The organism is uncultured Phascolarctobacterium sp., assembly GCF_905212365.1.
Taxonomy (GTDB): domain Bacteria; phylum Bacillota; class Negativicutes; order Acidaminococcales; family Acidaminococcaceae; genus Phascolarctobacterium_A.
The window spans coordinates 1-5,930 of the sequence record NZ_CAJMEH010000084.1; the positions used below are offsets into that span (position 1 = coordinate 1).

Consider the following 5,930-nt stretch of genomic DNA (forward strand, 5'->3'; position numbering starts at 1 on the left):
GTCCGCCACTAAACGTAATGTATGGCCAGCGCCCAAAAGCTCCATATCCTGCCCCATGCCCGTGGGTATCTTATTAAAATCAACGCTGTGCACCGGGCAGCCGGCCGCAGTAGCACAGCCGCAGCAAGCCTTCCCGACTCCGGGCTGCAAGCCGCTTTTATTTAAACATACGCTGCCCTGCAACGCCACCCTGGGTTCGCACACATCAGCGCAGGGAGCCAGCTCCATCCTGCTGTCGTTCATCTGCAAACGATTCCATGTAGGCGCGGGCAGTTTATTAACAATCATTGAAATATTTTCCATAATATTTTCTTTACTCCTTCAAAAATAAGGTGTAGCAGAAAGTGCTATATACAAGGTGTGGCGAAACGCTAAGGCCCAAATATTTGCTAGCTTGCGACGCAAATATTTGCTGGTCGTGCTAATACCATTTGGTGCGACAGCGTACTAGAAGTACACCGAGGAGCCACAACGAAGTAGAAAGTGCTTTATGCTACGCCGCCCTAGCCAATACTACCCTGCATTTCCAGACGGATTAAATTATTCATCTCCACCGCATATTCCAGCGGCAGCTCCTTCGATACGTTATCGGCAAAGCCGCTGACAATCATCGCCTTGGCCTCTTCCTCGCTGATGCCGCGGCTCATCAGATAAAATACGGCGTCGTCGCTGATACGGCCAATCTTTGCTTCGTGGCCGATATCCGCCTCCGACGTGCGCACATCGATAGCCGGAATAGTGTCGGAACGGGAAATATTATCCAGCATCAGGCTTTGGCAGGACACCGACGACTTGGCGTGCTTTGCCTTATTTGTTACCACCACGCTGCTGCGGAAGGTGCTGACGCCGCCGCTCTTGGAAATGGAACGGGTATTGACCAGACTAGTCGTGTGGGAAGCGTTGTGTACCACCTTACAGCCAGTATCCAGATTCTGGTCGCGCCCGGCAAAGGTTACTCCTGTAAACTCGCTGTGCGCGCCGTCGCCATTGAGCACGCTCATGGGATATAAATAAGAAACATGGGAGCCGAAGGAGCCGGACACCCATTCGATAGTGCCGCCCTCCGCCACTAGCGCCCGCTTCGTATTCAGGTTATACATATTCTTGGACCAATTTTCAATCGTGCTATAGCGCAGCTTGGCGTTTTTGGCGATAAACAGCTCTACGCAGCCCGCGTGCAGATTGGCCACATTATATTTTGGCGCGCTGCAGCCCTCGATAAAGTGCAGATCCGCGCCCTCGTCCACAATAATCAGCGTATGCTCAAACTGGCCCGCGCCCTTGGCGTTTAAACGGAAATAAGATTGCAGCGGAATCGCCACGCTCACTCCCTTGGGCACATACACAAAGGAACCGCCGGACCAAACCGCGCCGTGCAGCGCCGCAAACTTATGGTCCGTCGGCGGCACCAGCTTCATAAAATGCTCGCGCACCATTTCCGCATAGGGGCCGTTCAGCGCGCTTTCCATATCCGTATAAACTACGCCCTGCTCCTCCACCTCGCGGCGCACATTGTGGTACACCAGCTCACTGTCGTACTGAGCGCCCACACCCGCCAGACTGGTCTGCTCAGCCTGAGGGATGCCCAAACGCTCGAAAGTATCCTTAATATCGTCGGGAACATCCTCCCACTTGCCCTGCATTTTCGTATTGGGACGCACATAAGTAACGATATTATCCATATTCAAACCCTCAATGGAAGGACCCCACTGCGGCATAAGCATATTGTTATAAATTTCCAGCGATTTCAGCCGAAACTCGCGCATCCATTCCGGGTCGTGCTTCTCGCGGGAAATTTGCTCCACAATCTCGCGGGTCAGGCCCTCCTGAATGCGGTAAGCGTCCTTGTCCTCGTTGCGGAAGTCGTACAGGCTTCTGTCTATATCTTCAACATAAGTTTTTTCTTCCATACTTTACTCCATCACCGGCTTATTTTTGCAAAAATTGCTCAAAGCCCTGTTTATTGATTTCTTCCACCAGCTCCGGCCCGGCATTTTTAATAATGCTGCCCTGCGCCAGAATGTGAGTCTTATCCACGTGCAGCGCTTCCAAAATTTTCGTATTATGCGTAATAATCAGCAGCGCGCCGTTGCGGTGCTCCTGAAAGGTTTTAATGCCCTGGGACACAATCTTCACCGCGTCCACGTCCAGACCGCTGTCGGTTTCGTCCAAAATCGCCAGCTTAGGATTGAGCATCAGTAGCTGTAAAATTTCGGCCTTCTTCTTTTCGCCGCCGCTGAAACCGGCGTTCAAATCGCGTTCGGCATATTTAGCGTCCATCTGCAGCAAGGCCATAGCCTGGCGCAGCTCCTTTCGGAAATCCCACGCCTTAATGCGCACGCCGCGCTGCTGCTCCAGCGCAGTTTTCAAAAAGCTGCTCAGGCTGATGCCCGGCACCTCCAGCGGATTCTGGAAGGACAGGAACAGTCCTGCCTTCGCCCGTTTATCCACGGAAAGCTCGGTAATATCCTGACCGTCGAACATAATCGTGCCGCCGGTAATCGTATATTTAGGGTTGCCCATCAAAGCGTAGCCCAAGGTGGACTTGCCTGCGCCGTTAGGGCCCATCAGCACATGGGTCTCGCCTGGCTTAATATCCAAATAGATGCTGTGCAGAATTTCCTTGTCTTCCACATTAACATGCAAGCCTTTTACTTCTAATAATTGTTCCGCCATATTTATCCTCCAATCGTCTGCCCGCAGGCAAACCTTTAATTCCCATATTTCTAGTATGATTTTATATCCATATTATAAATTTATTTCCGTCCCAATGCAAGGGACTAAGGGCGTAACGCAGCGATAATTTGCAAAAAAGTTGCAAGCGCCGCTCTGTATTTTATCTATTATATACTAACAGCTAGTAAAAATCCATTACTTATTGCTGAACGCAGCCTTGATTCCCACCGCGCAGCTGCCGCTGCGGTTTGCCAACGGCGACGGTATCCTTACTTCAGCAGCAGCGACAACAGCACCGGCACCAAAAGCGATAAAAGCAAACCGTTAATAAAGGAAAACATGCCTACGTTCATACCTGCCGCGCGAATCACTAAGGGCAGCAGGGAATCCATCGTCCCCGCGCCGCCGGGAGCAATAGCCAGCAGCCCGTACCAACGCGCCAGCAGCGGAATCAAAACGAAAGAGGAAACCTCCCGCAGCATATTGCTCAGAAAAGAAATCGCTCCCAGTTCCGTGCTGTGCATAGTACTGACAACTACGGAAGAAAGGCTGTACCATCCCAATCCCGCCGCCACCAAAATAGATTCGTAAACGCTGAGCCCCGTTATAAAGCTGCTCAGATAAGCGCCGCCCAAGCTGCCAACCAGCGTAGCGCACGGCAGCGCCAAAGCCAGCGCCAGATTTTTCGGCGTACAAATCTGCCGCAGCAAACGACGGTTGCTGCCAATTTCAATACCAGCCACCAGCACCATAAAATCCAAAGCGGTCATCAAAATTTCGTCCAGCAGCGGCTTGGACGTAACATCCAAAAATAAATAGCCGCCGCCCATGCCCGCCAAAATAGCTGCAAGCAAAGCGTAAATCACGGCCGCTCCTCCTTAGCAAAATCGGGAGCCAGCAGTCTGATTACCACATAAACCAACAGCAGCGAGCCCAAAATAGCGCTGCCGCCTAAAAGCAAGGACTGTCGCCCCAGCCTTTCAATCTGCCCTAAAAGATTGGCGTCGCAGCCGATTTTCGCGCCTAAACAAATAAGCATTAAAAACAGGCACACCGTCGACAAACGGTTCAGCCACAGCTTGACGCGGTAGCTGAAAATATCCAGCCAGCCTATAATAATTCCGACCACAATAGCCAAAATAATAATTTCCATACCAGCCTCCAAAATATACTGTAGAATCAATATTATTATATTATACAGCAAAACGCAGCGCTTGTATTGCTTTTAATCCAGATATTTGGCTTTCTATATCATTTTAAAAGGGAATTACTGTAAATACCCCTAGATATAGGAAAAGCCGCTCACATCAGTAAGCGGCCAGAACCTACGGCAAATCTATTAAATAAAAATCTTCTCTCTCATATAATTTAGCGTCATTCTTAACAGCGCAATAATAAATCTGATTAGCTACAATATCAGCAGCTCTTATTAAGGTTTTAGTAGAGGAATCACAAAAGTGCAAATCAATGCCTTGTAAATTACTAAAAATAGGTGGGAAATAATTTGAATATGTATAATTAAAGGTACCGTTTTTAAATTCCTGCTCCAGGGATTCTCTTAACTCATATCGCCCATTCGTAGCAGTCGTGTGTTCATCAACGAACACATGTAAGTGACTGACATCATTTGCTGTTACCTTCCCTTGCTTTATTAAGGTTTCAAAAGCTCTCTTTAACGCTATTTTATATGCATAATCCAAATATCTTTGTTTACTTTTTTTCTCGTCAAAAATCCGTTGATGTATATTTTTTTGTTTGATTACGACTCCAAATTTTATGAACTTATTTAAAGAACGAAATAGCTTACCTTTCTCCTTTGAAGTAATTCTGCAAGCTTTTAGTTCTTCATTATTTTCATGCTTACCATATGTACGTAACGCTTTTTCAGCAAATAAAAATTTTCTTGAAGCAGCATCTTTATCTTCCTTGCTCAAAAAAATAATTCCGCCAAAAGCAAAGAAATCATTATGTATATAGTCAAACACACCGGATTCATCAGAATAAACAAAAATATCCATATTCCCCCCATAAAGAAAAAAAGTACTTTGTCATTTTCTGTGGTGTGGTCGCCCCTTTGTCAGTTACTGTGGTCAAAACCTACTTTGTCACTTCCTGTGGTTTGCTATGTCACTTTGTGTGGTTTCGCTTTGTCAGTTACTGTGCTTTATTCCTTAGGTGATATTTACGAAATAAATAAAGCCTCCTATACTTTAGAATGTTATTCTGTCTAAAATAACTATCTATTTAAAAGGAGGCTAAGACAAAATGTCTTACGAAGATTTTATCACAACCATTCTTAATGTAAAGCCAGATGATTTATTAAGCGTTTCCTCTGTAATTCAACAAGATGGCTCCATTATTCTCAAAGTAAAACTAACCCCTACCTTGATGTTGTGTCCTGCTTGTAAATCACCTACAAAAGTTCATGGTTATTATTCCAGAAAACTTACACATTCTACTCTTGCAAACCGTTCATGTGTAATCTATTACCAGCAACGTAGATATCGCTGCCCACATTGTGAAATATCCTTCTGTGAGCGTAATCCGTTTATTGATACAAGCGAACGATTAACTTTTGAAACCAAATTTAATGTCCTTACAGAGCTAAAATATTGTGAAGTTACCTATACTTCAGTTGCTAAGCGCTATAATTTATCTATATCTAAGGTCCTTCGCTTGTTCGATAAACATGTCAATATTCAAAGAAAAACTCTGCCCATAGTTCTTTCGATTGACGAGCATTACCTTCCCAACTCTGACCAAGGTTCTAAATATTGCTGCCTTTTCCTTGATTTTTCAACTGGCGAAATGATAGATATTCTGCCATCCAGAAAGAAATCCTATCTAGTTAAGTATTTAAGTGAAATTAAAAGTAAAACAATGGATAGAGATAAAAATATTTCTGAATTGAATAATGTAGAATACGTATCGATAGATATGTATGATATTTACCGGGATGTCGCCAATATATTTTTTCCTAAAGCTAAAGTATGTGCTGACAGCTTTCATGTATTAAAACACTTAACTGATGATTTCCGCAAAGTCAGGCTGAGGTGCGTCCGAAGCACGGAAAGCAAAATATATAAATACCTATTGACTACATTCAAGCATGTATTTGAACACAATAAATATCTTGACAATGACCCCAGGTATAACAAGAAACTTGGACGCTATGTAAATTACAGGAATATTCGTGATATTCTCTTCGAACGCTTCCCTGACCTGAAAGCAGCTTATGAATTAAAAGAATATTA

General features: G+C 45.2%; 7 protein-coding genes. 1 reads left to right on the forward strand and 6 read right to left on the reverse strand.

Going from position 1 to position 5,930, the window contains the following annotated elements; all coding sequences use genetic code 11:
* The 6 genes from QZ105_RS09920 to QZ105_RS09945 form a co-directional block, all read right to left on the reverse strand.
* Window positions 1-303, reverse strand: a 303-nt coding sequence (locus tag QZ105_RS09920; protein WP_293729762.1) for a hypothetical protein, incomplete at its 3' end; no start/stop codon positions are given.
* Window positions 304-503: 200 nt separating this feature from the next.
* A complete protein-coding gene (sufB, locus tag QZ105_RS09925) occupies window positions 504-1,910 on the reverse strand; it encodes a Fe-S cluster assembly protein SufB (RefSeq protein ID WP_293729763.1) in 1,407 nt (468 codons plus the stop codon).
* Window positions 1,911-1,929: 19 nt separating this feature from the next.
* Entirely contained in the window at window positions 1,930-2,676 is a 747-nt protein-coding gene (gene sufC, locus QZ105_RS09930; protein ID WP_293729764.1) for a Fe-S cluster assembly ATPase SufC, read from the reverse strand.
* Window positions 2,677-2,945: 269 nt separating this feature from the next.
* The gene (locus tag QZ105_RS09935; RefSeq protein ID WP_293729765.1) at window positions 2,946-3,542 is read right to left on the reverse strand and encodes a lysine exporter LysO family protein; all 597 of its coding nucleotides are present in this window, start codon (window positions 3,540-3,542) and stop codon (window positions 2,946-2,948) included.
* Window positions 3,539-3,829 carry a LysO family transporter gene (locus QZ105_RS09940; protein WP_293729766.1) on the reverse strand — a complete coding sequence of 97 codons (291 nt, stop codon included), beginning with the start codon at window positions 3,827-3,829 and terminating at the stop codon, window positions 3,539-3,541. Before QZ105_RS09940 ends, QZ105_RS09935 begins: the two co-directional genes overlap by 4 nt.
* 172 nt (window positions 3,830-4,001) lie before the next feature.
* Window positions 4,002-4,694, reverse strand: coding sequence for a DUF3800 domain-containing protein (locus QZ105_RS09945; protein ID WP_293729767.1), 693 nt, complete (start codon window positions 4,692-4,694; stop codon window positions 4,002-4,004).
* A 247-nt stretch (window positions 4,695-4,941) separates the two neighbouring features.
* Between QZ105_RS09945 and QZ105_RS09950 the strand changes: the two genes are divergently transcribed.
* Window positions 4,942-5,930: transposase (locus tag QZ105_RS09950; RefSeq protein WP_293729768.1), on the forward strand; the 989-nt coding region annotated here is incomplete at its 3' end.

Coding starts and splice junctions, on each gene's coding strand:
- sufB (WP_293729763.1), bottom strand. CDS start 1,910: ATGGAAGAAAAAACTTATGTTGAAGATATAGACAGAAGCCTGTACGAC.
- sufC (WP_293729764.1), bottom strand. CDS start 2,676: ATGGCGGAACAATTATTAGAAGTAAAAGGCTTGCATGTTAATGTGGAA.
- QZ105_RS09940 (WP_293729766.1), bottom strand. CDS start 3,829: ATGGAAATTATTATTTTGGCTATTGTGGTCGGAATTATTATAGGCTGG.
- QZ105_RS09945 (WP_293729767.1), bottom strand. CDS start 4,694: ATGGATATTTTTGTTTATTCTGATGAATCCGGTGTGTTTGACTATATA.